This is a genomic window from Stenotrophomonas maltophilia group sp. msm4, from assembly GCF_032025605.1.
Taxonomy (GTDB): Bacteria; Pseudomonadota; Gammaproteobacteria; order Xanthomonadales; family Xanthomonadaceae; genus Stenotrophomonas; species Stenotrophomonas sepilia.
This window is the reverse complement of sequence record NZ_JAVSKK010000004.1, coordinates 1-26,852: the sequence shown is the minus strand read 5'-3', so window position 1 is coordinate 26,852 and position 26,852 is coordinate 1. Positions and strand designations below refer to the sequence as shown.

The following is a 26,852-nucleotide window of genomic DNA, read 5'->3' as shown; positions in this document are numbered from 1 at the left end:
TCAGAAGTCCCCGTAGAGCGATTCACGCAGTTGCTGGCGGAACGGCTCCAGCTTGTGCGAGTGCGGATGGAAGCCCAGGCCGATCCAGCGGTCGGTCTCGCGGCCGGCGGCGTCGATCTGCACCTCGTGGCGGAACATTTCCTGGGTGGTGATCAGGTTGTCACTGACCCCGGTGATCTCGGTGATCGAGACCAGCACCCGGCGCCCGCTGCCCAGCCGCGAGATCTGCACGATGAAGTCGATGGCGCTGGCAATCTGCCGGCGCAGGCTGTCCTCGCTGCCCTGGAAGCCGGCAAAGCCGGCCAGCATCTCGATGCGGTACAGGCAGTCGCGCGGCGTGTTGGCGTGGATGGTGGCCATCGATCCGTCATGGCCGGTGTTCATCGCCTGCAGCATTTCCAGCACTTCCGCGCCACGCACTTCGCCGACCACGATGCGGTCCGGGCGCATGCGCAGACTGTTGCGCACCAGGTCGCGGATGCTGACCGCGCCCTGGCCCTCGGCGCCACCGATGCGGCTTTCCAGGCGCACCACGTGCGGATGGTTCAGCGAAAGCTCGGCGGTGTCCTCCACGGTGATGACGCGCTCGCTGGGTGGCACGTAGCTGGCCAGTGCGTTCAGCAGCGAGGTCTTGCCGGAGCTGGTGCCGCCGGAGACCAGGATGTTGCATCGGCCCAGCACCATTGCCTTCAGCAGGGCCTGCATCGGTGCGTCGAAGGTGCCCTTGGCGAGCAGTTCGTCGGGGGTGAACGGGTCCTTGCGGAACTTGCGGATGGACACCATCGGCCCGTCCACCGCCAGTGGCGAGATGATCGCGTTGAGGCGGCCGCCGTTGGGCAGGCGCGCATCGACCATCGGATTGGAATCATCCAGCCGGCGGCCAAGCGGCGCGAGGATGCGGCGCAGGATGCGCAGCAGGTGGGTGTCATCGGTGAAGCGCTGGGTGGCACGCCGGAGCTGGCCACCCTGCGAAACGTGCACGTCCTTGAAACCGTTGATCAGGATGTCTTCGATGGAGGGGTCGTGGAGCAGGTCGTCCAGCGGGCCGAAACCGGTCAGCTCCTTGACCAGGCCCTCGGCAACCACCTGCATCTCTTCTTCGTTGATCGGGATGCGCCATTCCTGGATGAAGCCCACGGTCTGTACCTGCACCCAGCGGGCGATGGTATCCGGGGCCCAGGAATCGATGTCGATGCGCTCGTCCTCGATGCTGTTGAGCAGGTGCTCATGCGCGGCCGACAGCACCTTCTGGTACTGCTCGGTCTGTGCGAACGGCAGGTGGCCCGGGCTTTCGTGCAGCAGCGGGCGGGCAACGGCATGCGGGAACGGGGTTACCTTGTCTTCCATTGCGATCCACCCAGGGCAAGGGAGAGTCTTTCCCGCAGGCCATGCGGCTGGACCGGGCAGGCAGCCGGGTCCAGCCGTGACACAAGCGGGGCGAGGGCACGCAGGTAGGGATCGCGCGGCGCATCCTGCAGCAGCAGGCGGCCCTGGCTGGCGGCAAGGCGCACACGCGGTCGTTCAGGCAATGTCGCCAGCAACGGCAGTTCGAAGCGGCGTGCGATCTGTTCCGGGCTCATGCCGCTGCTGTCGTCGTGGCGGTTGATCACCAGTTGCAGGCGTTTTTCGCGCTCGCGCTGGCCTGCAAGATGCTTCAGTGCCTGGTCCAGCGAGACCAGCGTGGCGATCGACGCATCGGTGACCAGCCAGATCTCGTCTGCCTGGTCCAGCAACAGCGGCGGCAGCTGCCGCAGCGGGCAGCCGCCGGCATCACACAGCACGCTGGCGAACACCCCGCGCAGGCGCTGCAGCAGCGCGCCAGGGTCGGACGGGGGCACGGCATCACTGCCGCCGGCACGGTCCAGCAGCACCAGCCCGGAGTCATGGCGCGCCATCGCGGTGCGTGCAAGGGTGGCGTCGATGCGGCTGGCGTTGCGCAGCGCATCCTCGTAGTGGAAGCGGCTGTCGAGATTGAGGTACAGCGCAAGGTCACCGGCGGGCTGCGCCAGTTCCATCAGCAGGCCGTCCTGCTGCACTGCATCGCCCTGGGCGAGGGCCCGTGTCTGTTGCGCCAGCACCGAAAGATGTGCGGCCAGGGTACTGGTGCCGACGCCTGCGCGCACGCCCAGCAGCACGATCAGGCGCGCCTTGTGCGCGTGCTGCGCCACCGCGGCCGGGCGCGGTGACAGCGCACGCCGCAGGGCCGCCTCGATGCCGGCGTTGTCGCTGTCCAGGTCCAGCACATCGCGCAGGCCGGCGCGCAGCGCGATCACCACGCCTTCAACCTGGCCGGCGCTGGTGGCGCCGACCGCGACCAGCGCCAGGTCCGGTTGGGTCTGCTGCAGCTGCTGTGCCAGCACGCTCGAGGCGGCCGCGTGCTCGGGCCGGAAGTCAAGCAGCACCAGGCTCTGCGGGCCGCGTTGCAGGTCCTGCGCAGACGTCGGCGCACTGCTGTCCTGCCAGTGCAGGGTGGTGGTCGGCGGCAGCTTGGCGGCCAGCCGGGGCAGCAGTTCGCGGTCGATGCCGTACAGGACCAGGTTCATCGGCGGTCCTTGCGGATGCAGCGGCTGGGCGGTGGCGTAGGGCATGGGCGTGGTTCCGCAGGCGTCATGGAAGTCAGCGCGAGAAGCCGGGCACCGGGTCCTGGCTGACCGGCCCCAGCAACCACGACCCCCATTCGGGAAGATGCGGCTTGGCTTCGCGCTCGCCAGGCAGCGGCAGTTCGGTGTTGCGTGCCAGCGGCTGCACCAGACGCGGGGTGACGATGATCACCAGCTCCTTGTCCTGGCGCTTGTAGTCGAAGTTACGGAAGAACGAACCAATGATCGGCAGGTCGCCCAACAGTGGAATCTTGTTGACGTTGGAGACGATGTTGGAGCTGACCAGGCCACCGATGACGAAGCTCTCGCCATCACCCAGCTCGACCGTGGTATCTGCGCGACGAGTGGTGATCGAGGGAATCTGCACGTTGTTGAGCACGATCGCGTTGCTGTAGTCGAGGTCGCTCGCCTCCGGCGCGACCTTCAGCGCGATCCGGTTCGGCGCCAGTACCGTTGGGGTCACGGTCAAGCCGATGCCGAAGGGCTTGTAGGTGATGGTGGTGGTGCCAAGCCCCTGCGGCTCCAGGATCGGCAGCTCGCCACCGGCCAGGAAGCTGGCGCTCTGGCCGGACAGTGCCACCAGCGTCGGCTCGGCCAGCACGCGGGCCATGCCATTGCTCTGCAGCAGTTCGACATCGGCGTTCCACAGTCCCTTGGTCGAGCCGAACACCAGCCGGAACGCCGAGGAAATCGGCGACACGGCCTCGTTGCTGCTGTTGCCTTCCTTCATGCCGGGCAGCAGGCCGGTATTGCCGGGCAGGCCAGTGCCGGGCCGCGCGAAGCCATAGGCGAAGCCGCCGTTGCGGTTCTGGAAGTTGATGCCGATCTGCTTCATCGCGGTCTTGTTGAACTCGACCACCTTGACCTCGACCTGGACCACGCCCCCACTGTTGATGGTGGACGCATCGGCAAGCACCCCGTCCTTGCCCAGCGCCATGGCCGCAGTGCGCTGTTCCTGCATGTGCGTGAGCATGCTGTCGGTGCTTCCCTGCAGGAGGCCCTGCTGGTCCTGCTGGGTGAACACCAGCCCGGTACCGCCGGTGCTGGCGGCGCCCTGTACGGCGCTCTGCACCCGTACCGTCAACCGCTGTGGCTCGGCCTGTCTGCGGTGCCACAGCAGCAGGGTAGTGGTGCCAGGCGTCTTGCCGACCAGCAGCGCCTGGCGCTGCCCGCGCAGCATCACGATGTCGGCTACACCCGGGTCGGCAATGGCCACCCGCTCCAGGTCGGCCGGCAGGTTCCAGGGACGCTGCTCGCGCGCCTGCAGCACCAGGTCATCGGCGACCACGCTCGCTGCCGGCGCCAGCAGCACCAGCAGCAGGGCCAGCCAGCGCTGGCGGAGGGAGAGGCGTGGACGGCGGCGACGTTCGGTCATGGATGCACTCGATGCAGGTCAAAGGGAGGCACGGGATGCGGAACTGTCGCCGCGGATGATCTCGATCCCCGACGCGCGCGGTGCACTGCGACGTGACGCCGGCGCGCGCGCCGGTGCATCCGGGGTGCTGCGTGGCGGTGCACTGCCACGTCCGGCCAGCGCGTCGCTGTCGATACCGGCAAAGGCGTGGTTCTCCGGCCGCTGCAGGGCGAGCTGCTGTTCGGCGTCGAGCCCACGCAGCGGGTCGATCACTCCGCGCGATTGCGGGAACAACGCCAGGTCGGGCAGGCCAGTATCGGCGGGATTGCGCAGGGCCAGGAAAAGTTTGCCTTGCTGCGCACCCAGCAGCAGCCGGTTGGCGTCGGCCACCGGTACCGCAAGCACCGCGCTGCGTGCGGGTTGCGGCGCTTCATTGCTGCTGCTGTGCGTGCTGCCACTTCCGGTGATGTCGGCAGCGCGCGGGTCGTTGCGGGTGTCGGCCTCGCTGTCGGAAATAGTCTCTGTGGCCAGCGGCACGATGTCCTGCTGGCCGTAGCTCAGGACGCGCAGGCGCGACAGCAGCAGGCGCGTCTGCGCCGCTTCGCCAGGGCTGTTGATGCTGGGCTGGGCGTTGCGCAGGTTGAGGAAGACGTCGACGAAATCACCGGGAAGGATGCGGTTGCCGGCACCGACCAGTTCGTCCACGGGCACGGCCAGGGCACGCTCGCCCGGCCGCAGCTGCAGCGAGAAGCCCTGAGCCAATGCGCTGCCGTTGATCACACTGCCTTCGGCAATGTCCTGCACCGGCACCTTGCCGGTCACGGCGGCAATGCTGGTAGCGGCGCCGGGGACGGGTGCGGTGCGCTGGGCCAGGCGCAGGCCGTTGGCGCTGATCGGCTCGCCCGCAGGCAGGCGTGCCACGGCTTCGACCACGGTGATCGCCTGGGTCTCGTTGTGAGCGACCGGCGCGACCGTTGCAGGTGCGGCGGGTTTGCGCCCGATCATGAGGGCGATCAGCGCCAGCAGCACGGCCAGGCCGATCAGGGCGACGGCAGCGATGCGGGTCAACTTGAGCATGGAACCATCTCCAAAGTACCGATCATCAATTGCCGCTGCCGAGATCGAGCTGCGCGACCGCGACGCTGCGGATGGGGGCCTGCATCACCCACTTGTAGAGCGTGGCGGTGCCGGGCAGGAAGGGATGGCTGGCGTAGTCGTAGCTGACCGTCACGGTCATGCACTGGGCCGTGGCCAGACCGGCGCAGGGTGCCTGTGCCGACACCACGATGGCGTTGCTGCCCCCCGCGCTGCAGTCCACGTTCTGCCTGGAAAACTGCAGCAACCATTGCATCGAGGTGCGTGCGGCGACGCAGGCGGCGGTGCGTCGTTCGCTGGCGGTGCCGTAGCGCAGCGAGGCACGCGCGCCTTCGGCCGATGCGGTGGCCAGGGTCTGTTGCGCCGCCATGATCATCACCCCGGAGAAGGTGAACAGCAGCAGTGGCAACAGGCCGAGCATCAGCATCAGGGCGAACTCGATGCTGGCGACACCGCGTTGCAGGCGTGGGCTGCGGATGTTCATGGTGCACCTCCGTAGATGCTGGCCAGCACCCAGCCGATGGCGGCCAGTGCCAGGTAGGCTGCATAGGGAATGCCACGTCGTCCCTGGCGGGCGGCCTGCATGTCACGCAGCACCGGATGCGCTTGCCACTGCGTGCTGGTGCGATTGACCTGCATCTGCAGGTGACCGGGCAGCAGCACGCCCAGGCGGCGACCGGCCAGCACCAGTACGGCATGCAACCCAGCCGCGAGGCTTGCCACCAGCCAGACCGGCAGCAGCGCCTGCCAGCCCAGCATCAGGCCCAGCACGGCAAAGAACTTCACGTCCCCGGCGCCCATCAAGCGCAGGGCATGGAACGGCAGCAGCGCCAACAGGCCGATCGCCGCGCCGGCAAGGTGGGGCAGCCACGGCTGGCGCGGCGCACTGAACTGGCCGACCACGATCACCGCAGTGGCGATCACGCATGCGGCGACCAGCCAGTTGTTGGGCACTCGACGGGCATACAGATCACTGATCGCGATCCGCAGGCACACGCCGATGGCCAACAATCCCAGCACTGTCATCGCACACTCCATCGTCCGTCACTGGACGGTCTTCGCCTGGTTCCATGCGCCCCGCCGTCGCGGCTCTGCCGGCCGCGCGCGGTCGCCGCTCAGGTCGTCGAGCCCGAAGCCTTGGTGGCCAGTGCGGAGAGGTTCTTGAACAGCGTTTCGAAGAACCCCTTGATCTGGTCGTTGCCGACCGCAATCAGGACGCCAGCTATCACGGCAGCCAGCAGCCCGTACTCGAGCGCGGTGACGCCGTCTTCTTCCTTCAGGAATTTGCGGATCGATGCGTTCATGACCAATGTCTCCCTCTACCTGTCTGCGGATGCAGTACACCTGCGTTGGGCGGTGGCCCGGCTCCGCCGGGATCGTCCGTGGGCCTCCGCGCGTCCTGGCGGAGGAGGCACGGCGGGATAGGCCCGCTGTGCTCAAGCAGGGTGATCGTTTCCAGGCGGGACATCGGCCGCACGGTCGCGACCGGACGGCCCGGGGCCGGTGGTCGAGGCATCCAATGATGCGTGCGTGGTCATGCTGTCCCCCTGGGTGCGGCCAGATCAGATGGCTCGATCACCGTAATGTCGACTTTGCCTGAATGGCGGTTGGCTGCAACCGGAACCTATATGCAAATTCGGCAGAAACCCCGGAAGCCTGAAAATTTCAGATGGTTTTTGTGACGAAAATCCGTTCGCAGGCAAAACGATTCATTGTCGTGCAGATAATGTGATTCGCCTTGTGGTTCCATGCGAAAACCGTGCCACCTGCTCAGACATTTTCTTCACTTGTGTATCCCGTTTCATCATTCAGCGCCGCGGGTTTACCTTTGCCGATTATTGGGCATACTCGTATTCAAGCTCTTGCATTGATTTGTACGATCGCATCGACGCCGGCGCTGCCGGCGTGGCAACGGAAATGGATTCTGGATCGTTGCGCGCCCTGTCAGGCAGTGGGGGCCGCAGCGGATGGCGGATCAACGGGGGGACAACACTGTCATGGTCGATGGTGGGGTAGAGGACAGCGACGACAGCGGCCTTCGGTCGATAGACCTGGCCACGCTGAGCGGCGTGCTTCGCGTCTGCGATGTCGAACTGCTGCTGCTGGATGGCAACGGGCCACGGGCGGCGTTCGCTTCGCGCGTGCACGAGGAAGCCCTGTTCTGCAGCATCAGCTGCGGCTTCCATTGCCGTGGCCGTTTCATGCTGCCGCCGGACTGGGCGATGCTGGGGTACCTGCACGCCACCGATGAAACGATGAGCTGGTGCCACGGCGTGCCGCTCTCGCCGGGCATGGCGCTGACGATCATGCCGGAGGGCATCAGTGAGTTCACCCTGAGCCCGGGCACGCACATGACCCTGATGCTGGTGCCGGTGGCCCGCGTCCAGCGCAAGCTGACCGAACTGAGCCTGCGCAGCACGCCACCTGCTGGCCAGGCACTTTCGCTGTTCAACCTGGCCAGCGATGCCACGCCGCTGGCACGCCATTACCAGCAGCTGCACCTGCAGCTGGGGCAGGGTGCAGGCCTGCAGCCGGATGAGACCGAGAACCTGCTGCATGAGCATGTGCAGGCCCTGCTGGGCGCCGGTGCGGCGGATCGCCCGGGCTGCACCCGTGCGCGGCGCACGCATTATCTGATCGCGCAGCGTGCAGAGAACTTCATGCGGCTCAACCTGCGTCGCAATATCTACATGAACGAGATCTGCGATGCCGCCGGCGTCAGCGAGCGCGGCCTGCGCTATGCGTTCGAGGACCTGTTTGGAACCTCGCCGAACCGCTACCTCTCCATGCTGCGCCTGTGCGCGGCCTGCCGCAGCCTGTCGATGGCGGACTCCAGCCGTCGCTCGGTGAAGGCGATCGCCCTGAGCTGCGGGCTGTGGGACCTGTCGCGCTTCGCCGACAATTACCGCAAGGTATTCGGCGAACTGCCGCGCGACACCCTGATGCGCGCACCCGCGCAGATCGGCCAACCGGCCTGATCCAGGCCCGGCAAGGGTTTTTGCGGAGTTTATGCCGGAATTGCGTATCCGCTTGCCGATCGTGTTGCCGCTTATGCATAGCCGGCTGCCGATTCCGGCCGTGGATTTGCCGGAATGCGCGATTGCCGTGCCGGATTGAAGTGCACCGCCCTCGTTGCAACCGCTGGAATGTCAGTCACCTGCCTAGCGGCAAGTCCACTGACATTCCAGTTGTTCGCCTACGGGGGAAATGCTCATGAACCGCATCTACCGGCGTGTATGGAACCGCCAGCTCAATGCTCTGGTTGTGGCCTCGGAACTGGCCACCGGCGACAGCGGCGGCAGCGCCGCACGCGATCCGCGCGCCTTCCTGCTGGTGCCCACGGCCCTGGCCCTGGCACTGCTGTGTGCGCTGGCCAGCGGCCATGCAGGGGCCTCGGAAACCAATCAATCGCTGCGTGACCTGCAAGCACTCGCGGCAAAGTATGCGCAGCCGATGCCGGTCAAGGTTGACGCGGAAGTGGCCCTGGCTGCCGCCGCGCGACAGGCGCAGAACAGCCCCGCACTCAGCGCGGATGCTCGTCTGGGCCTGCAGTTGAACACCACGTCGCTGCCGGTCGTACGTGACGTGTTGCCGGCCACCGTGCAGGTGAAGCTGGCAGCGAACACCGTGCCGAAACAGGTGGCCGTGCCGGCACTGGCGGCTGATGTCCGCGCCAATGTTGGCGTGGGCAACGCTGCGGCCAGGGCGGCACAGGTGGATGCATCGCTGGCTGCGCACGTTGCGCCCGGCGCGCAGGCGCCGCTGGGCGTTGCTGCCAATGCGCGCGCCAGGGCCAAGGTCGGCATCGCTGGCCGCCAGGTCGCTGCGATCGATACGGGTGCCCAAGCGGCCGCCGGCCTCAGCGGTGCAGCCGCCGGATCACTGCCTGGGCTGAAAGCCACCGTCGACGGCAAGGCCGACACGCATCTGGCGGTCGCTGGCCATCACATCGAGGGGCATGGCCAGGCCCGGGCGACGGCGGCAGTCACGCTGCCGGCCAAGGAAGAACTGCCGGGTGAAACCCATGATCGTGCCATCAGTGCCGCGTTCGATGCCGGCGTCGCCGGCAAGGTGCGCGTGCAGGCGCCAGACGGCCAGGAGGTAGTGGCCGATCGCAATCTGAAGCTGGCCGGACAGGCGACGGTGGCCGCACAGCACAGCGCGCTGGGCGTCGGCAACCTGGTCGGTGGTGCGGTGGGTGCTGTCGGCGGGACGCTTCACGGTGCCGCGGGCGCAGTTGGTAGCGCGGTGGGTGGCGCGCTGAACGGTACTGTCGGTACCGTTGGCGGCGCACTGAACGGCACCGTCGGCCAGGTCGGCGGCGCACTTGGCGGCACGCTCAACAACACGGTAGGCGCGGTCGGTGGCGCAGTTGGCGGTGCACTGAACGGCACTGTCGGTACCGTTGGAAGTGCAGTGGGCGGCGCACTGAACGGCACCGTCGGCCAGGTCGGCAGCGCAGTGGGCGGCACGCTCAACAACACCGTCGGTGCAGTCGGTGGCGCGCTGAACGGTACTGTCGGTACTGTCGGCAGTGCGGTGGGTGGTGCTCTGAACGGCACTGTCGGCCAGGTCGGCAGCGCAGTGGGTGGCACGCTCAACAACACGGTGGGCGCAGTCGGTGGCGCAGTTGGCGGTGCTCTGAACGGCACTGTCGGTACCGTTGGAAGTGCAGTGGGCGGCGCACTGAACGGCACCGTCGGCCAGGTCGGCAGCGCAGTGGGCGGCACGCTCAATAACACGGTAGGCGCAGTCGGTGGCGCGCTGAACGGTACTGTCGGTACCGTCGGCAGTGCGGTGGGTGGTGCTCTGAACGGCACCGTCGGCCAGGTCAGCGGCGCACTTGGCGGCACGCTCAACAACACGGTAGGCGCGGTCGGTGGAGCAGTTGGCGGTGCTCTGAACGGTACTGTCGGTACCGTCGGCAGTGCGGTGGGTGGTGCTCTGAACGGCACCGTCGGCCAGGTCGGCGGCGCACTTGGCGGCACACTCAACAACACGGTAGGCGCGGTCGGTGGCGCAGTTGGCGGTGCTCTGAACGGCACTGTCGGTACCGTTGGAAGCGCAGTGGGCGGCGCACTGAACGGCACCGTCGGCCAGGTCGGCAGCGCAGTGGGCGGCACGCTCACCAACACGGTCGGCACGGTCGGCGGCGCCGTGGGCGGCATTCTCAACGGCACCACCGGCAGCACCGCCGGCGACCTGGGCGGTGTGCTGGGCAGCACGCTGGGCAGTGTCGGAAGCGCGGTGGGCAACCTGCTCAACGGCAATCTCAATGGCACCGTCGGCAACCTGGGCAGCGCCGTGGGGGGCCTGGTGGGAGGCACGCTGGGCAGCCTCGGCCTGACCCAACCCTCGGCGATTCCGCCAACCAGTCCGAAGGCGCCCGCGCCGGCCGACCCGAATGCTGGTCTGATCATCGGCACCGGTGGCCTGGTCGGCAATGTCGGCCAGCTGATCGGGCCGACCACCACCAGCCTGTTCGGCGGCAATGGCTACCTGAGCAACGGCAATCTCAAGCTCAGCAACGCCAACGTCATGCAGACCTATTCGACGGTCAATGTGCTGGGCCTGCCGGTGGTCAACCTGTCGCCGGTCGGCAGCACGCTCAACGGCCTGGGCGGCGCAGCCACGGGCGGCAGCTCGCACCTGACCCTGATCGGTGGCGTGACCTCCGACAGTTACATCTACAACATCAACAACGGCAATCCCGGTGGCCTGCTGGGCCTCCTTCTGCCAACCGACTCGCCGGCGTGGGCGGCCAAGTGCCTGGACATCGCGCTGGCCGATATTTCCTGCTGGGCGGTCAACGCGGCACAGGACTACCAGGTGTTGATGGGCGATGGCGCCTTCGCCAACGGGTCCAAGGAAGTGGTGATCGGTGCCAACGCACGCCATGAACTGCCGAAGGTCGATGCCAATGTCGCCTTCCCCGGCGATGGCGTGAACGATCCCAGCAATCCGACCGGCGTGCCGACGGCCGACTATGCCGCCCGCATGGGCCACTCGGTCGTCGTCGGTGACAGTGCCGTGGGCACCGCCAACGGACAGACCCTGCTGGGTGCCGAAGCCACTTCAAACCAGGCCAACTCGGTCGCGCTGGGTTACCGCTCAGCTGCACTGCGCGGCGCGCAGGCCAGCTACAGCGCCTACGGCCTCACCGCACCCCAGGTCTCGGCCGGCGAAGTGTCGGTGGGCACGGCCGGTGGTGGCGAGCGCCAGATCACCAATCTTGCCGCGGGCAGCGCCAATACCGATGCTGTCAACGTGGCCCAGCTGAAGGGCGCCATCAGTCTGATCGACGATGTGGCCTCCGCAGCGGTCACCTATGACCTGGACGGCTCGGGCAACCCGAACTATCGCCGGGTCACGCTCGGCGCAGGCACCGGCACCACCACCATCGGCAATCTTGCCGCTGGCGCGGTCACCGCCGGCAGCCTGGAGGCGGTCAACGGTGGCCAGCTGGCGGCGACCAACAGTGCCATCGCCAGCTTCTTCGGTGGTCGTGCGGCTTTCGATCCGGCCAGCGGCATCTTTACTGCACCGTTGTTCGAGATCAGCACGATCTCCACTGGTGGTGCCATCGCCAAGGGCCTGTATGAGAATGCCACCGATGCCTTCGCCGCAGTCGATGGCTCGCTGGTCAACCTCAACACGCAGATCACCGACATCCGCAACGGTGGCACCAAGTACCTGCGGGTGAACTCGACCGGCACTGAGGCGGTGGCCAGCGGCGCCGACTCGATCGCGGTGGGTACCAATGCCCGCGCCACTGCCGCCAACAGCATCGCGGTCGGCGCCGGCAGCCTGGCCGACCGTGCCAACAGTGTCTCCATCGGTGCGGCCGGTGCCGAGCGCCAGGTCACCAACATGGCCGCCGGCACGGCGGCGACCGATGCGGTCAACGTGGGCCAGCTGCAGGCCTCGGAGCAGGGCGCCCTGCGCTATGACCTCAACGGCGACGGCAGCGTCAACTACGCCAGCGCCACGTTGGGCCAGACCGGCACGGCAACCACGCTGCGCAACCTTGGCCCGGGCCAGGTCAGTGCCACCAGCAGTGAGGCCATCAATGGTGCCCAGCTGTTTGCCGCCAACCAGGCGGTGGCCACCCATCTGGGCGGTGGTGCCGCGGTCGATGCCAACGGCGTACTGACCGCACCGACCTACTCGATCAACAACGTCGCCGCCAGCGGCACGATCACCAAGGGCAACTACAACGACGTCGGTACCGCCTTCGATGCCGTCAGCAACTCGCTGGCCAACGTCGCGGACCAGACCGGCGAGATCGACAAGCTGGCCGTGAAGTACGACGTCGATGGCAGTGGCAACGTGCTCAACAGCGTGACGCTGACGGGTACCGGCACCGGCGCGGTGAAGATCACCAACGTCGCCGCCGGCAGCATCCTGGCCGGCAGCAGTGATGCCATCACCGGCGACCAGCTGTTCAGCACGAACAGCACCATCGCCACCTACTTCGGTGGCACCACCGCCTACAACGGCACCACCAACGTGTGGACCGCGCCGACGTTCAGCATCTCCAGCATCGCCACCGATGGCACCTTCACCAGCGGCGATTACAACAACGTCACCGCCGCCTTCACCGCTGTCGACGGCTCGCTGAAGGTCCTCAACCAGCGCATCACCAATGGCGGTGGTGGCAGTGCGTACCTGGCGGTCAACTCAACGGCGGCCGCAGCCACTGCAGCCGGTGCGGAAGCCGTGGCGGTCGGTCCGCAGGCCAGTGCAGCCGGTGCCAACAGCGTGGCGGTCGGCAACGGTGCCAGCAGCAGTGCCGGCAACAGCGTGGCGCTGGGCGCCGGTTCGGTCGCCAGCGTCGGTGCACAGAGCGGCTACACCGGCGCCTACGGGCAGACCGGTGCCAGCAACTCGGCCGGTGAGGTCTCGGTCGGCAGCACCGGCAGCGAACGCAAGATCACCCACGTTGCCGACGGCTCGGACACCTACGACGCGACCAATGTCGGCCAACTCAAGAACGGCGTGAACTACGCCATCGACGAGTCGAAGAAGTACACCGACCAGAAGATCCAGAACATCACCAACGTGGCGGGCAGCTTCCGCGCCAACAACACCAACAACCTGGCCGATCCGTCCGCCAGCGGCGCCAACTCGGCCGCCGGTGGTGCAGGCTCCACTGCCGCCGGTGCCAACTCGACCGCGCTGGGCAATGGTTCGCAGGCGCAGGCCGACAACTCGGTGGCATTGGGTGCGGGTTCGGTGGCGAACCGGGCCAACACGGTCTCTGTCGGTGCCGCCGGTGCCGAACGCCAGGTGGTCAACGTGGCAGACGGCTCGCAGGCCACCGATGCGGTCAACGTGCGCCAGCTGCAGGCTTCGCAGCAGGGCACGATCCGCTACGACACCACGGTGAACGGCGCGACCAACTACAACAGTGTCACCCTGGGCAGCACCAGCAGCGGCCCGACTACGGTGCGCAACGTCGCCGCCGGTACTGCTGGCACCGATGCCGTCAACGTCGACCAGCTGAAGTCGGGCATGGCGCAGACCCTGGACTGGTCCAAGGCCTACACCGACGAGCGCATGGGCGGCTTCGAGCGCGACCTGCGCAAGACCGACAATCGTGCTTCGGCCGGTATCGCGTCGGCGATGGCCACCGCAGCGCTGCCGCAGCCGAGCGAGGCGGGCCGCAGCATGGCCTCGATCGCGGCTGGCAGCTACAACGGCGAATCGGGCGTGGCGGTCGGTATCTCCGGTGTCTCCGAAGGCGGCCGCTGGATCTACAAGTTCAGCGGTTCGACCAACAGCCGTGGCGAGGCCGGTGTGGCCGTCGGTGCCGGCATCCAGTGGTAATCCCCGCCGCCGGGCCGCACCCGCGGCCCGGCATCGCGGAAACGTTTACAGGGGGAACGACATGAAACAGCATCGCATCGCCCGCGCCGGCCAATGTGCCGCCACGCTTGGCCTGATCCTGGGGATGGGCCTGCTGGCCGCCTGCCGCAGCCATGCGCCGGCCGCCGACGGTCCTGCCGACGCCACCGCCGTGCACTTCCCGGAGGCCTCCAAGGCCTCGCTGAAGGAAGGCATCTATCCCGACGTCGCCGACCTGCGCCGCTTCGCGCCGGGCATGAGCAAGCGGCAGCTGTACACGCTGCTGGGCACGCCGCACTTCAATGAGGGTATGTGGGGCGTGCGCGAGTGGAACTACCTGTTCAATTTCCGCACCGCGCAGGGCGCGGAATACTTCACCTGCCAGTTCCAGGTGCGCTTCGACAGCAAGGGCATCGCGCAGGGCGGGTATTGGAAGCCGGAGTCGTGCGCGGCCGTGCTCGAACCACCGCGGCCACCGGCGCCGCTGGCACCGGCACCGCTGCCGGAGCAGCCCCTGCGGCTGTCGGCCGACGCGCTGTTCGGATTCGACAGCGCGGTACTCAGCGCCGAAGGCCAGCAGGCGGTGCAGGGCATCCTGGCGCAGGTACGCGAGGCCGCGCAGGTGCAGTCGATCAAGGTAACCGGCTACACCGACCGCATTGGCAGCGCCAGCTACAACCAGGCGCTGTCGCAGCGCCGCGCCGACGCCGTGCGCAACGCGCTGGTGCAGGGGGGCGTGCCTGCAGCCAGCATCAGTGCCGAGGGACGCGGCGCGGCCGAGCCGATCGTGCAGTGCGAGCAGCGCAACCGGCGCGAGCTGATTGCCTGCCTGGCACCGAACCGGCGCGTGCAGATCGCCGGGATGGCACAGCCACATTGACCTTCCTGCGCCGGGGCGGTGCCCCGGCATTCCGAGTCCCCCCTGACCGCCGGCAGGCGTGGCAACGTCTCCCCCGTCGTCCACGCCTGCCTGCGGCTCAGGTTTTCAAACGGTGCACGCGATGAATGCCCAATTCCTGCCACTCTCCATGAAGACGGAAGCTACGCTCAGCGTGTACGGCCAGCTCGGCAATCATGCCGTGGTGCGCATCCCCGGGCGGCGCCTGCCGGGCCTGATCCTGCAGGCCGACACCGTGGCCGGATTCCTGGTCCAGTTGCAGGAAGCCCAGGCCTGCCTGCGCAGCGGTCGCGCACAGCGCGCCGACGCCGAGCTGGACATGCTGATCGACGTGCTGCAGCAGTGGTACGCCCTGATCGAATCGCGCCTGGCCGACGCCGGCGAGGCCCTCTAGCAAAAAAAGGGGACGGAGGGGATTAAGTCGTTTCCGGCACAGCCGGGGCATATGCGACTTAATCCCCTCCGTCCCCTTTTTTCAAGCGCGGGCGCGGATCAACCAACAGGCGGCATCCACACGAACGCGGTCACCTTCGATGAACGGCGCGAATGCGGCCAATGCTTTTCCGCGAAGCATTGTGGCGCGGGCTTCCGGCATCGATCGCAGGGCCAGTCCCAACGGTCCCAGGTGGCCGACATAGGTCGGCAGGTCTTCGCGGGCGAGCGAACAGGGCAGGTCCACCGCAACCACTTCCACGTCATTCCAGCCGGCGGCCTGCAACAGGCGCTGCACGCGCTCGCCATCGGCAAAAGCGAACTGTCCCGGTGCGCCGGGTACGCGGGGCGGGAGATCCAGTACATCGCCGATCGCGCGCTCGGCCGTGGTCATGAATGGATTTTCGTCGGCACTGCGCCAGGCGATGAAGCGCAGCCCAGCGCCGGGTGTCGTGGCACGATGCAGGTTGGCGAACGCGGCCTGGCTGTCCTCGAAGAACATGACGCCCAGCCGCGACTGGATCCAGTCGAAGTGCGCGGGCGGCAGCGGATGGCGCTGCGCGTCTGCCACGATCAAGTCCGCGTCCAGTCCCGCAGCCTCGGCGCGCTGGCGGGCCAGCGCCAGCATCGGCGCGGAGATGTCCAGGCCGGTGCAATGTGCCGCAGGGCGCGCTGCGGCCGCGGCCAGCAGGCTGGCGCCGGTGCCGCAGCCGATGTCGAGCAGTTCGGTAACGGTCTCAGGAAGTTCGGTGACCAGCAGGTCAGCCATCGGCTGGAACAGGCCGTCAAGAACAGCCTGTTGCGCAACCCACGCCTGGCCGCCAGGGCCGTTCCACAGGGCGTACTGATCAATGGGAGATGTGCTGGCCATGGCCTTGCCTCGCCGGGTAGTTGCCCATAGCTTGGTGCTTGAAGGTCACTTGAGGTCAAGCCCGTGCGTGAACTGGATATCGGCGAGGTGGTCAAGCGCAGTGGCGTGCCGGCCTCGACCTTGCGCTACTACGAACAGCTGGGGTTGTTGCATGCGCTGGGCCGCCGCGGCCTGCGCCGGCAGTACGACGAGCGGGTGCTGGAACGGCTGGCCTTGATCGGCCTTGGCCAGGCGGCCGGCCTTTCGCTGCAGCAGATTGGTGCATCACTGCCGTCGCAGCATGGACGCATCTCACTGGACCGCGAGGCACTGCTGGCACAAGCGGAGGTGCTGCAGCGGCAGATCACCCGGTTGCAGTGGGTGCGCCGTCAGCTGCAACGCGCGGCGGCATGCCCGCTGGCGGAGGATGCCCGGTCGTGCGGTTCGTTCCGGAAACTGTTGCGCGCGCAGCAGCGGATGAGGGGATGAGAGAAGAGCCTCCACGCCCCGCGTGGATCATCAATCGCGGGTGCTGACTTCCCAGGTGGCATGCAGCACGCCCGGCACCTGCTCCATCCGTGCCAGCACCACGTCCAGTTCATCGGCACTCACCGCCGTACTGACCAGCACCGCGATCACATCGGTAGGCGCGTCGGCATGCTCGACCACCTGCACATCGCCCACCGGATACTGCGCCGCTTCCAGCGCATCGACCAGGCGCTCGCGCACCCGCGGCACGGCGTCGGCATCCACGCTCAGGCGCACCTCGTAGGTGGCTTCGGTCGCTGCCTCGTTGATCGGAATGCGGTTGATGGCATTCACCAACGGCCGCAGCAGGGTGTTGCCGGCGATGATCAGCACGGTCAGCAGCACGCCCTCGGCCAGCATGTCCGCGCCGGTGCAGCTGCCGACCGCTGCAGAGCACCACAGGGTGGCGGCGGTGTTCAGGCCACGCACGTTCATGCCTTCCTTCATGATCACGCCGGCGCCGAGGAAGCCGACACCGGAGACCACGTAGGAGATCACCCGCACCGCCTCGGCACTGCCGGCGATGCGCATGCCGAGGTCGACGAAGGCGGCGGCACCGACTGCTACCAGCACGTTGGTGCGCAGGCCGGCGGTGCGTTGCCGGTACTGGCGCTCGGCACCGATCAACGTACCCAGCACGAAGGCGGCCAGCAGGCTGACCACGGTGTCGGCGAAAGGAGCGGCCTGGAAGGTCTCAATGAAGCGCATGGCCGGAGTCTACCCGGTCGAAGTGACAGTAGATCCACGCCATGCGTGGATACCCGGAAGTGCCAGAAACGACTTAATCCCCTCCGTCCCCTTTTTCGGGGTCAGTCGGTGTCGTCGACGCGCTCGCCCATCAGTTCGCGCTGGCGCTTGTCCAGTTCCTCGGCATAGCGCTTGCGTACGAAGGCTTCGGACACCACGCCCAGCACCTGGCCGTCGGCGCCGACCACGGCCAGTTCATCGGCCTGGGTCTGGTCGAAGCGCTGCATCACGCTGACCACGTCCGCGGACGGCGACAGCGAGATGTCACGGTTCTCGGCAAGCTCACCGATCGCGGTCTCCGGCTTCACGCCATCGCCGTACACGCGTGGGATCTGCACGATGCCCGCGTAGTGGCCTTCGCTGTCGATCAGGATCACGCGGCTGCCCGAGCCCAACGGGAAGCGCTGGCGGAAGGCGGCGGCGTCGAGGTCAGCGGGAGCCGTGGAAACCCCTTTGCGCATCATCCGGCCGGCATTGAGGTTGTGCACCCAGCCGACGTCGCGCGCGCTCCTGATGGTTTCGCCACGCAGGTGCATGCGCCAGGTCGAGAACGAATAGCCGAACCACTGCCGCACCAGCGTGCTGGACACCAGCACTGCACTCATCACCACGCTGGTCAGCAGGAAATCGTGGGTGCCCTCCAGCACCAGCATGGCCATGGTCATTGGCGCACCGACCACGGCAGCGGCCAATGCGGCCATGCCGGCCAGCGCCGCAGAGGTGGCGTCGACCACGGGCACGCCAGTGGCCATGCCGAGCAGGCCCGCGAACAGCGCGCCGACCAGGGTGCCCATGAACAGCGAGGCAAAGAACAGGCCGCCGCGGAAGCCGAAGCCCAGCGAGATGCCCGAGGCCAGGCATTTCAGGGTCAGCAGGCCGCCGATCCAGATCAGCGGCAGATGCGTGGTCAGGTCAAGATGCAGCGCGCCGTGGCCTGACGACAGCACCTGTGGGCTTGCCATGGCCAGCGGGATCAGCAGCAGGCCGCCCACCACCGGCCGACCCCAGGCAGGCAGCGGGCTGCGCTTGACCGTGCCCTCGATCGAGGCGATGAGCCGCATGATGACAATGCCGACCATCGCGCAGCAGCAGCCGAGCAGGCCGTAGATGGCGTAGTCGGCGGCGCGCACGTCGATGGTCGAGGCGGCGGGCAGCAGGTAGGCCTCGATGCCGGCCTGGTCGGCCACAAACGCGCCGGCCAGCGCGGCGACCGCCACCGGGGCCAGTGCGGCCGGCGTGTAGGCGCCGATGACGATCTCGAAGGCATAGAACGCACCGGCCAGCGGCGCACCGAAGGCGGCGGCAATGGCACCGGCGGCACCGGCGCCGACCAGGATGCGCACATCGTTGCGGCGCAGGCGCATCACCCGGCCCAGCTGCGAGCCAGTGCCGGCCCCCATCTGCGTATACGAAGCTTCCAGCCCGACCGAGGCGCCGCAACCATTGGACAGCAGGGTCTGGGTCAGCACGATCAGGTTGTCGCGCATCGACATGCGGCCGCCGTGCAGGGCATTGGCTTCCACCGCATCGAGCAGGGGCCGCTTGAGTCGCGTTGCCGCCAAACTGACCAGGCCCACCAGCAGGCCACCCAGCGGCAGCACCAGCAGCGCGGTCCAGGTCATCGAGGGCAGGGAGCTCAGGCGCATCCCTTCATCCAGCCCGTACAGCGTGCCCTGCAGCCAGCGTGCGATGCCGGACTGCAGCAGGGTCAGGTAGCCGGCAAGCAGGCCGACCAGCAGGGCAAGTGCGATGAACCACAGGTCGCTGCCGCGCAGCCGCAGGCGCAGGCCCTGGAAGGCCGAATGCAGGCGCGATGGCGAAACAGGCAGTGACATGGTGGCGGCATGATACGCCGCCACCGTGATCGCCACCGTCACTGCATCGGGCGGCTACCGCTTCAGAAGCGGTAGCGACCCTGCACGTAGAAGGTGCGCGGTGCGGCCACCATGCGGCCGGCGTTGCCATCGACGTTGCGGGTGTACCAGCGCGTGTCGGCCAGGTTGTTCACGCCCAGCACGATCTCGCTGTCACCCAGGCCCGGCACCTGCCAGGCCACCTGCGCATTCCACAGGCGCACGCCCGGCACGCGGCCCACGCGCGCATCGGCGGTTTCTTCCCAGGTGTTGGCGGCATCGGAGAACTGGCCGCTCTGGTGGGTGCTGGAGACATTGAAGGTCCAGCCAGCCAGCGCGTAGCGGGCGCCGACGCTGTCGGTGTCGCGCGAGTAGAACGGCACGTCCAGGCCACGGTTGTCACCGGACTGCTGGACCGCCTTGGTCCAGGTGTAGTTGGCGTACAGCTCCAACCCGGCCAGCGCACTGTCCTCGGCGAAGTGGTACTCCACCGCGCTCTCCACGCCCTTGTGGTCGGTGGCGCCGATGTTCTGGAAGGTCGGCGGGGTGATGCCCGGCACCTGCAGGATCTGGTTGTCGAAGCGCATCTTGAACACGGTCACTTCCGCGCGCAGGGCGCCGTCCTGCCAGCGCGCGCCCAGCTCGGTGGTCCTGGCGATTTCCGGGTTCAGCGGGTTGCTGGCCGTCTGCGAATTGAGCTGGATGTTCTGCACCGGCCCGAACGAGGTGGTGTAGTTGCCGAACACGGTCAGCTGCGGAGTCAGCAGATAAGCGATGTTGAGCGAGGGCAGAGCCTTGTCGTTGCGGCTGCTGAAGGTCGCCGCGCCACCGGCCTGGCGGCGGTCCATGTCGATCCACTCCATGCGCACGCCCGGGGTGATCCGCCACTGGCCGATCGCGATGCGGTCGTCGATGTAGAACGCGTGGGCGTCGGTGGCGTTGTCGAAGCGGTTGGTGGCGCCGGCCACGCCGGTGCGGCGGGTGACGGTGTAGCTGCGGTCGTTTCCACGTTCGCGCAGGAAACGGTAGCCGGCGGTGATGTCGTGAACGCTTGCACCCCAATGCAGGCGCTGGGTGTAGCGCGGCTCGATGCCGAGCACGCGGTATTCGCGCGGCTGCACGGTCAACTGGGTGTTGGCGGCGTTGATCAGCGAGCTGGCACGGGTGCTCTCGTTGTAATAAGCCAGCACCTCGAACTCGCTGTTGGCCGACAGCGTGTTGGTGTAGCCCAGGTCGATGCCGGTGCGATGACCCTTCCAGAAATCGGTGGGGCGGATGTTCTGGAACGGGTCGGCCTCGTACTGGGCGCGAGTCAGGCCGCCCGGGGTCAGCGAGCGCACACCGTAGTAGGACAGCTTGGCGCGCAGTTCCTGTTGTTCGTCGATGGCATAGGCGAACTTCAGCGCCAGGTAGTTGAAGCGGTCATCGCTGCCCTGGCGCCAGCCGCGGCCGTCCTGGCCGGAGTACAGCAGGGCCGCGCCCAGGCCATTGTCGCCGGTGCCGCCGAGGAAGGCGTTGTACTGGGTGCTGTCGCCGCCGCCGTGGTCGTAGGCGGTGTAGCGCACACCGGCTTCGCCATGCAGGCCGGTGCCGGTGGGAATGGCACGGGTACTGAAGTTGATGATGCCGCCCACGTTCTGCGGGCCGTAGCGTACCGCGCCGCCACCACGCACCACGTCGATCGATTCGATGTTCGACAGGCTGGTCGGCGCGAACGACAGCTGCGGCTGCCCATACGGCGCTACCGCCAGCGGCACGCCGTCCAGCAGTACCGTCGAACGCGGCGAGTAGCGCCCGGTCAGGCCACGAACGCCGATGTTCAGCGACACGGAACTGCCGGCGGTGCCGGAGTTTTCGGTGACCTGCACGCCGGGGATGCGGCGCATGGCATCGCCGATGCTGGCCGCGCCGCTGGCCTCGATGCGCTGGCGGTCGACCACCGTGCGTGCGCCGGCAAAGCGCTTGACGCTGTCATGCAGGCCGGTGCCGAGCCAGCTGCCCGAGACCTGGATGCTGTCCAGCGTAGTGGCGCGGTCCTGGGCAAAGGCGCGGGTGGCCGGAAGCAGGCACAGGGCGAGGGCGGCGGCCAGGGGCAGGCGGGCCGGTTGCAGGGCGTGGATGGCCATCGGTAGAGGTTGTGGAAGGTCGCAAATGAGAATTATTGCTGATTCCATTCGCTATTGGAATGCGCCCCCGGTTCATGCCCGTGCCCCGGTGATAGAGTGGGCGATTGTTTCCTGACTCGCTGAGATCCGCCATGTCCCAAGCCGCCTTCTACCCCGTCGGAACCCCTGGCCAACCGTGGGGAGCGGCGCAACGGGAGCTGTGGCGTGGCCGCCAGCAGCGCCTGCGTCGGTATGACAAGGAGGTGCTGCCGCGCATCGAGTCGCTCGCATCGCGCTTCGACAAGGTGGCCTATGGTCAGCTCGACTACGCCGGCGAGAGCTATACCCTGTTTGCCCTGCGCAGCCGCGACTGGAACCCGGCGCTGCCGGCCGCACTGGTCACCGGTGGCGTGCACGGCTACGAGACCAGCGGCGTGATGGGCGCGCTGGAATTCCTCGAGAAGCACGCCGCCAACTATGCCGCCAAGGCCAACCTGCTGGTCGCGCCGTGCGTGAACCCGTGGGGTTTCGAGCGCATCAACCGCTGGAACTTCGATGCGATCGACCCGAACCGCAACTTCCGCGCCGATGGCCCGGCGCGTGAATCAACGGCGGTGATCGATCTGATCGCGCCGTACAAGGGCCAGTTCGTGCTGCACATCGACCTGCACGAGACCACCGACAGCGACGAGAGCGAGTTCCGCCCAGCGCTGGCGGCACGTGACGGCAAGCCGTTCGAGCCGGGCCTGATCCCCGATGGCTTCTACCTGGTGGATGACAGCGAGAACCCGCAGCCGGCCTTCCAGCAGGCGGTGATCGCTGCGGTGGAAAAGGTGACCCACATCGCCCCGGCCGACGACAAGGGCGAGATCATCGGCTCGCCGGTGGTGGCCCACGGCGTGATCGAGTATCCGCTGGTGAAGCTCGGACTGTGCGCGGGCATCACCGGTGCGAAGTTCACTACCACCACCGAGGTCTACCCGGACAGCCCCCGGGCGACCCCGCAGCAGTGCAACGACGCGCAGGTGGCCGCGGTGTGCGCGGCGCTGGATTACGCGCTCGCCCATCGTTGACCGGTAGTGCCGGCCGCTGGCCGGCAACTGAAAAAGGGGACGGAGGGGATCAAGTCGTTTGTGGCACAAACGACTTGATCCCCTCCGTCCCCTTTTTTGTGTCATCCCAACGCGTCGGCCCACCACAGTGCGGCCGGTCCCGGCGGCGTGTCGCGGCGCCACAGCAGGTCGCTGTGGATGCGTCGTGGCCAGCCGGGCAGCGTCAGTTCCACCAGCTGCCCGCGGTCGTAGCGCTGTACCAGCGCGCGTGGCAGCTCGGCCCAGCCGATGCCGTCCTCGGCCATCTCCATCACCATCAGGTAGTCGGTGGCGGTCCACGCCAGCCCGGTAACCGCCCGCGCATGGTCGACCTCCGCGCTCAATCGCACCTGCCGGTACCGTGCCAGCTGGGAAGCTGCGCGACGGCCGGCGTCGGCCAGCGCATGGTCGCGCGCCACATACACCGACAGCTCGCTGTGATGGGCCAATGGCCGTGCCACCAGACCATCCGGATAGCTTTCCTGGCGCGGCAGCAGGCCCAGCGCGGCGCGGCCGCTGCCGACCAGCTCCAGCACGTCATCGCCTTCGGCATCCAGCCATTCCAGTTCGATCTCCGGGAATGCTTCGGCAAAGCGCTGCAGCACGCGCTGCTCCGGATCGAGCTGGTACACGTCGGAGAACACCACGGTCAGCCGCGCTTCGACCGGCGCGGCCAGGCGCACACTCAACTGCTGCAGGCGGGCATCGGCGGCGAGGATTTCCTGGGCATGGCCAAGCACCTGGCGCCCGGCCTCGGTCAACCGGGGGTAGCGCCCGCTGCGGTCGAACAGGCTCACCCCGAGGTCGGCCTCCAGATGGGCAATGGCGGTACTGACCGTTGACTGCGTCTTGCGCAGGCGGCGCGCCGCCGCCGAGAACGAGCCCAGCGCGGCGGCTTCCACGAAGGCCTGCAGGGATTCGGGGGAATAGGGCATTGAACCATCGCTCCTGTCGATGGAATCCATTTTGATACCACCGTAAAAGGCGATGATACTGGCCGCCGTCGCCCCTGTCTGCGGGGCGTTCCGGACCCTCCACGCATGCCGTGGACCCATTGAAGAGGCGGCGCGGTCCCCGCCCTGCAAGGAGCTTCACATGTCCCGTACTGTTCCCGCCCGTGGCGCGCTGGCCGCCTGGGCCTGCCTGACCGTGGCGATCATCGCCGAGGTGGTCGGCACCTCGTTCATGGCCCATGCCGCCCGCGATGGCGGCTGGACCGGCTACCTGATCATGGCCGGCGCGCTGGCGCTGTCCTACTTCTTCCTGGCGCAGTCGGTGCGCCGCATCGCCGTGGGCGTGGCCTACGCGGTGTGGGAAGGCCTCGGCCTGACCCTGCTGACCGTGGTCGGCCTCACCGTGTTCGGCGAGAGCCTGTCGCTGCAGCAGTTGGCCGGCCTGATGCTGGCCGTGGCCGGCATCGTCTGCGTCACCCTCGGGGAGGCGCACTGATGAATACCCTGGCCCTGTTTTTCGTGATCTGCTCGGCGTTGATCGACGTCGCCGCCAACATGATGGTGGCCAAGTCGGAAGGTTTCCGTCGTTGGCGCTGGGGCGTCGGTGCTATCGTCCTGGTCTGGATTGCCTTCGCCCTGCTGGGCCAGGCCGTACGCTACATGGATCTGGCCACGGCCTATGCGATGTGGGGGGCGATCGGCGTGATCGGCACCGCCAGCTGCGGCCGCCTGTTGTTCGGTAACCGCCTGCGGCCGATCGGCTGGATTGGCATCGCCCTGGTCACGGCGGCGGTACTGCTGCTAAGCACCGCCAAGTAGCAGCACGTCCGGTCGCGAGCGGGGCGGCGATGATGCAGCGATTTGCGAAGTCGCCCATGCTCATCGACACTGCGGTTTTCCACATGGAGTGCCCGCATGTTCAGCCACATCACCGTAGGAACGAACGACATGGATGCCGCACGTCGCTTCTACGACGCCCTGTTCGCCGCGATGGACGCGCGGGCGGGCGTATTGGACGAGAAGGGACGGCTGCTGTACTTCAAGGATGGGCGGATGTTCGGTGTAACCGCGCCGATCGATGGGCAGCCAGCGTGCCATGCCAACGGTGGCACCATCGGTTTCAGTCTGGGCAGTGCAGAGGCCGTGCGTGCCTGGCAGGAGGCTGGAGTGGCTCACGGTGGCACCGCCATCGAAGATCCGCCCGGCGTCCGCAACATGTCCGGTCGCCAGGTGTTCCTGGCCTATCTGCGTGACCCGGACGGCAACAAGCTGTGTGCGGTGCACGTAATGTCGTGATCGGACAGGATGTGCGTGGCCGCGCCGCAGCCCGCGCGGGCAAGGTGGCACTCCGGCGCGCGCGTGATACCACGGAATGAGCGGACGGGCCTGCGACCGCAGGCCGCAACTTCATGCTCTGTCCACTGCGGTTCAGCCAGAATCGGTCGGCTAACCCTTTGATCTACCGGAGAACGCCGCCCCATGGAAGTACTGGAGCCGCAACAATCCCCGGTGCGCACCCTTCGGCCTGTGTTCGCCTTCGCGGCGATCATTGTCGTGGCGTTCGCGCTGTTCGTCAGCCTGTTCCCGCTCGGCGCGGGCCGCCTTCTGCTCAAGGCACAGGATTGGGCCGCCCTCAACGTCGGCTGGTACTACCTGCTGGCCATGACCCTGTACCTGGTGTTCGTGGTGGGCGTGGCGCTGTCCAAGTACGGTGGCATCAAGCTGGGTGCCGACCATGACGAGCCGGAGTTCAGTTACCTCTCGTGGGCCGGCATGCTGTTCGCCGCCGGCATCAGCATCACCCTGTTCTTCTTCTGCGTGTCCGAACCGCTGACCCACTACCTGCAGCCGCCGCAGGGCGATCCGGCCGCAGGCGAGGCTGGCGCGCGCCAGGCCATGCAGCTGCTGTTCCTGCACTGGGGCCTGCACGGCTGGGGCGTGTTCGCGCTGGCGGCGATGGCGATGGCCTACTTCGCCTATCGCCACAACCTGCCACTGGCCCTGCGCTCGGCGCTGTACCCGCTGATCGGCAAGCGCATCAACGGCCCGATCGGATACACCGTGGACGCGCTGGGCATCGTCGCCACCGTATTCGGCATCGGTGCCGACATGGGCTTCGGCGTGCTGCACCTCAATGCCGGTCTGTCGCACCTGTTCGACATTCCGCACTCCAACCTGGTGCAGATCATCCTGGTGGTCAGCATGATGGGCGCGGCGGTGGCCGTGGCCGTGTCCGGCGTCGAGAAGGGCGTGCGCTGGATGGCCAACATCAACATGCTGCTGGCGATCGCGCTGGTGCTGTTCATGCTGTTCGCCGGGCCGACGCAGTACCTGTTCAGCACGCTGATGCAGAACCTGGGCGACTACCTGGGCAGCGTGGTCGGCAAGAGTTTCGATGTGTACGCCTATGGCGGCCGACCGGAATGGCTGGGCGGCTGGACGGTGTTCTACTGGGCCTGGTGGATCGGCTGGGCACCGTTCGTCGGCCTTTTCATCGCGCGCATCTCACGTGGCCGCACCATCCGCGAATTCGTATTCGGGGTGCTGCTGATCCCGCTCGGCTTCACCCTGGCCTGGCTGTCGATCTTCGGCAACAGCGCGCTGGACCAGGTGCTCCACCACGGCCAGCAGCAACTGGCGCAGCTGGCGGTGGATGATCCACCGACGGTGCTGTACGCGCTGCTGGACGGCTACCCGTGGAGCCGCACGGTGATCGCGGTGACGGTGCTGGTGAGCTTCATCTTCTTCGTGACCTCCGCTGATTCAGGGGCGGTGGTGTTGTCCACGCTGTCGTCGCATGGTGGATCACCCGAAGACGATGGTCCGCGCTGGCTGCGCGTGTTCTGGGGCACGGTGATCGCGGTGCTGACCGCCGGGTTGTTGCTGGCCGGCAGCATCGATGCATTGAAATCGGCGGTGGTGCTGGCATCGCTGCCGTTCTCGGCGATCCTGTTGCTGATGATGTGGGGCCTGACCCGCGCGTTCAGTGACGAGTCGCACCGCAAGCGCGCGCTGCAATACCGGCCATCGCCCTTGATCGGAGACGATCGCCATCATCAGGGCTGGCGCCAGCGCCTGAGCCAGGCCATGCACTTCCCGGTACGCGACCAGGTCTACCGTTTCATGGATGACACGGTGAAGCCGGCGATGGAGGCGGTGGCCGAGCAGCTGCGCGGGCAGGGTTGGGATGTATCCACCCGCTTCGAGGCCGGCGATATGGAGCTGACGGTGAACCACGGCGAGCAGCAGGACTTCCTGTACCGGGTGATCCTCAGCGGCTACCTGACCCCGTCGTTCGCCGCCCAGCAGCTGCGCAATCAGCGCTACTACCGCGCTGAGGTACATCTGTTCGAAGGCAGCCAGGATTACGATCTGGTGGGCTACAGCCGCAAGCAGATCATCAACGACATCATCAGCCAGTACGAACGGCACCTGCAGTTCCTGCACCTGAGCCGTTGATGCGGTGGGTGCGGACCGCGGGACCGCACCGACCTGTAGA

22 protein-coding genes are annotated in these 26,852 nt (G+C 67.3%); 10 read left to right on the top strand and 12 right to left on the bottom strand.

Going from position 1 to position 26,852, the window contains the following annotated elements; genetic code table 11:
- The 7 genes from ROV93_RS18515 to ROV93_RS18485 all read right to left on the bottom strand — a co-directional run bounded on the left by ROV93_RS18515 (position 1) and on the right by ROV93_RS18485 (position 6,353).
- Positions 1-1,347 (bottom strand): CpaF family protein, encoded by a 1,347-nt coding sequence (locus tag ROV93_RS18515; RefSeq protein WP_061479830.1) that lies wholly within the window; start codon positions 1,345-1,347, stop codon positions 1-3.
- Positions 1,332-2,588: a pilus assembly protein gene (locus ROV93_RS18510; protein WP_005416986.1), complete on the bottom strand. Its 1,257-nt coding sequence runs from the start codon at positions 2,586-2,588 to the stop codon at positions 1,332-1,334. Before ROV93_RS18510 ends, ROV93_RS18515 begins: the two co-directional genes overlap by 16 nt.
- A 28-nt stretch (positions 2,589-2,616) precedes the next feature.
- Entirely contained in the window at positions 2,617-3,975 is a 1,359-nt protein-coding gene (locus tag ROV93_RS18505) for a type II and III secretion system protein family protein (protein WP_312540739.1), read from the bottom strand.
- Positions 3,976-3,993: 18 nt separating this feature from the next.
- Complete coding sequence (cpaB, locus tag ROV93_RS18500; RefSeq protein WP_180890640.1) at positions 3,994-5,031, bottom strand: Flp pilus assembly protein CpaB; 1,038 nt, start codon at positions 5,029-5,031, stop codon at positions 3,994-3,996.
- A gap of 25 nt (positions 5,032-5,056) precedes the next feature.
- Positions 5,057-5,533, bottom strand: a complete 477-nt coding sequence (locus ROV93_RS18495; RefSeq protein ID WP_072167502.1) for a TadE/TadG family type IV pilus assembly protein — start codon at positions 5,531-5,533, stop codon at positions 5,057-5,059.
- On the bottom strand, positions 5,530-6,075 hold the full coding sequence (locus ROV93_RS18490; RefSeq protein WP_072167503.1) for a prepilin peptidase: 546 nt from the start codon (positions 6,073-6,075) through the stop codon (positions 5,530-5,532). Before ROV93_RS18490 ends, ROV93_RS18495 begins: the two co-directional genes overlap by 4 nt.
- A gap of 89 nt (positions 6,076-6,164) precedes the next feature.
- Positions 6,165-6,353 carry a Flp family type IVb pilin gene (locus ROV93_RS18485; protein ID WP_005416979.1) on the bottom strand — a complete coding sequence of 63 codons (189 nt, stop codon included), beginning with the start codon at positions 6,351-6,353 and terminating at the stop codon, positions 6,165-6,167.
- Between the two features lie 693 nt (positions 6,354-7,046).
- Between ROV93_RS18485 and ROV93_RS18480 the strand changes: the two genes are divergently transcribed.
- The 4 genes from ROV93_RS18480 to ROV93_RS18465 all read left to right on the top strand — a co-directional run bounded on the left by ROV93_RS18480 (position 7,047) and on the right by ROV93_RS18465 (position 15,188).
- On the top strand, positions 7,047-8,027 hold the full coding sequence (locus ROV93_RS18480; protein WP_072167504.1) for a helix-turn-helix domain-containing protein: 981 nt from the start codon (positions 7,047-7,049) through the stop codon (positions 8,025-8,027).
- Between the two features lie 235 nt (positions 8,028-8,262).
- Positions 8,263-13,878 (top strand): ESPR-type extended signal peptide-containing protein, encoded by a 5,616-nt coding sequence (locus ROV93_RS18475; RefSeq protein WP_072167505.1) that lies wholly within the window; start codon positions 8,263-8,265, stop codon positions 13,876-13,878.
- 61 nt (positions 13,879-13,939) lie between these two features.
- On the top strand, positions 13,940-14,776 hold the full coding sequence (locus tag ROV93_RS18470; RefSeq protein ID WP_072167506.1) for an OmpA family protein: 837 nt from the start codon (positions 13,940-13,942) through the stop codon (positions 14,774-14,776).
- A 148-nt stretch (positions 14,777-14,924) separates the two neighbouring features.
- Positions 14,925-15,188 (top strand): hypothetical protein, encoded by a 264-nt coding sequence (locus ROV93_RS18465; RefSeq protein WP_227838289.1) that lies wholly within the window; start codon positions 14,925-14,927, stop codon positions 15,186-15,188.
- Between the two features lie 81 nt (positions 15,189-15,269).
- On the opposite strand, the gene ROV93_RS18460 is transcribed toward ROV93_RS18465, so the two are convergent.
- A complete protein-coding gene (locus ROV93_RS18460; RefSeq protein WP_072167508.1) occupies positions 15,270-16,097 on the bottom strand; it encodes a class I SAM-dependent methyltransferase in 828 nt (275 codons plus the stop codon).
- Positions 16,098-16,160: 63 nt separating this feature from the next.
- Between ROV93_RS18460 and ROV93_RS18455 the strand changes: the two genes are divergently transcribed.
- Positions 16,161-16,565, top strand: coding sequence for a MerR family transcriptional regulator (locus ROV93_RS18455; RefSeq protein ID WP_072167509.1), 405 nt, complete (start codon positions 16,161-16,163; stop codon positions 16,563-16,565).
- 30 nt (positions 16,566-16,595) lie between these two features.
- Here the strand turns inward: ROV93_RS18455 and ROV93_RS18450 are convergent, their stop codons facing one another.
- The 3 genes from ROV93_RS18450 to ROV93_RS18440 all read right to left on the bottom strand — a co-directional run bounded on the left by ROV93_RS18450 (position 16,596) and on the right by ROV93_RS18440 (position 21,330).
- The gene (locus tag ROV93_RS18450) at positions 16,596-17,312 is read right to left on the bottom strand and encodes an MgtC/SapB family protein (protein WP_072167510.1); all 717 of its coding nucleotides are present in this window, start codon (positions 17,310-17,312) and stop codon (positions 16,596-16,598) included.
- A gap of 101 nt (positions 17,313-17,413) precedes the next feature.
- A complete protein-coding gene (locus tag ROV93_RS18445; protein WP_194433856.1) occupies positions 17,414-19,186 on the bottom strand; it encodes a chloride channel protein in 1,773 nt (590 codons plus the stop codon).
- A gap of 62 nt (positions 19,187-19,248) precedes the next feature.
- Entirely contained in the window at positions 19,249-21,330 is a 2,082-nt protein-coding gene (locus ROV93_RS18440) for a TonB-dependent siderophore receptor (RefSeq protein ID WP_072167511.1), read from the bottom strand.
- Positions 21,331-21,461: 131 nt separating this feature from the next.
- Between ROV93_RS18440 and ROV93_RS18435 the strand changes: the two genes are divergently transcribed.
- Positions 21,462-22,382 carry a M14 family metallocarboxypeptidase gene (locus ROV93_RS18435; RefSeq protein ID WP_072167512.1) on the top strand — a complete coding sequence of 307 codons (921 nt, stop codon included), beginning with the start codon at positions 21,462-21,464 and terminating at the stop codon, positions 22,380-22,382.
- Between the two features lie 101 nt (positions 22,383-22,483).
- Here ROV93_RS18435 and ROV93_RS18430 read toward each other — a convergent pair whose 3' ends face one another.
- Entirely contained in the window at positions 22,484-23,335 is an 852-nt protein-coding gene (locus ROV93_RS18430; RefSeq protein WP_072167513.1) for a LysR family transcriptional regulator, read from the bottom strand.
- A 160-nt stretch (positions 23,336-23,495) separates the two neighbouring features.
- Between ROV93_RS18430 and ROV93_RS18425 the strand changes: the two genes are divergently transcribed.
- The 4 genes from ROV93_RS18425 to betT all read left to right on the top strand — a co-directional run bounded on the left by ROV93_RS18425 (position 23,496) and on the right by betT (position 26,812).
- The gene (locus ROV93_RS18425; RefSeq protein ID WP_072167514.1) at positions 23,496-23,849 is read left to right on the top strand and encodes an SMR family transporter; all 354 of its coding nucleotides are present in this window, start codon (positions 23,496-23,498) and stop codon (positions 23,847-23,849) included.
- Positions 23,849-24,172: an SMR family transporter gene (locus ROV93_RS18420; protein WP_072167515.1), complete on the top strand. Its 324-nt coding sequence runs from the start codon at positions 23,849-23,851 to the stop codon at positions 24,170-24,172. The genes ROV93_RS18425 and ROV93_RS18420 overlap by 1 nt, the downstream gene beginning before the upstream one ends.
- A 96-nt stretch (positions 24,173-24,268) precedes the next feature.
- Positions 24,269-24,649: a VOC family protein gene (locus ROV93_RS18415; RefSeq protein WP_072167516.1), complete on the top strand. Its 381-nt coding sequence runs from the start codon at positions 24,269-24,271 to the stop codon at positions 24,647-24,649.
- 183 nt (positions 24,650-24,832) lie between these two features.
- A complete protein-coding gene (betT, locus tag ROV93_RS18410; protein ID WP_072167517.1) occupies positions 24,833-26,812 on the top strand; it encodes a choline BCCT transporter BetT in 1,980 nt (659 codons plus the stop codon).
- Positions 26,813-26,852 lie beyond the last annotated feature (40 nt).